This window comes from Pseudomaricurvus alkylphenolicus (assembly GCF_011683955.1).
GTDB lineage: Bacteria > Pseudomonadota > Gammaproteobacteria > Pseudomonadales > Cellvibrionaceae > Pseudomaricurvus > Pseudomaricurvus alkylphenolicus.
The window spans coordinates 1-547 of record NZ_JAAQPI010000071.1; the positions used below are offsets into that span (position 1 = coordinate 1).

Annotated in this window: 1 protein-coding gene; it reads left to right on the forward strand. The window is 49.7% G+C overall.

Going from position 1 to position 547, the window contains the following annotated elements; translation table 11 throughout:
• Positions 1–116: 116 nt before the first annotated feature.
• On the forward strand, positions 117–547 hold a 431-nt coding region (locus tag HBA55_RS37170; RefSeq protein WP_167001292.1), incomplete at its 3' end, for a DUF819 family protein.

Below are 547 nucleotides of genomic sequence, written 5' to 3' on the forward strand. Positions count from 1 at the left end.
AAAAACTACAGCGATGAGCAGGTGAAGGGCATTCTGGGTGGAAACTTTTTGCGTGTTTGTAGGCAGGTATGGAGGTAGCGTCGGCATGTCGAGACCCTGGGGTTTAATGAAATCGGGTGTCTGCTAAATTGGATACACTAATAGCTGCCGAAAATTTAGTCGCCATTCTTGCGGTATTGTTGCTGTTAGTTGCCCTGGGACTGTGGATGGAGACCCGCCCTAAACTTGGTCAATACGGCGTGCTTTCCATTATTTTGGGGGCGTCGCTGTTAAGTACGGCCGGTCTTATTCCCAGGTCTGCAGAGATATATTCGATTATCAGCAGCTACTTTGTGCCTTTATCAATCCCTATGCTGTTGTTTAAAGCGGACATACGTCGTATATGGAAGGAATCGGGCAGGGTTTTTGTGGCCTTTATGACTGCCGCCTTCGCAACGGTAGTAGGTGCTTTTGTGGCGGTTCGGATGGTTGATCTGGGGCCGGATGAAGGTGTTTTGGCCGGTATCATGACTGCAGGTTATATTGGCGGCAGTGCCAACACGGCAGC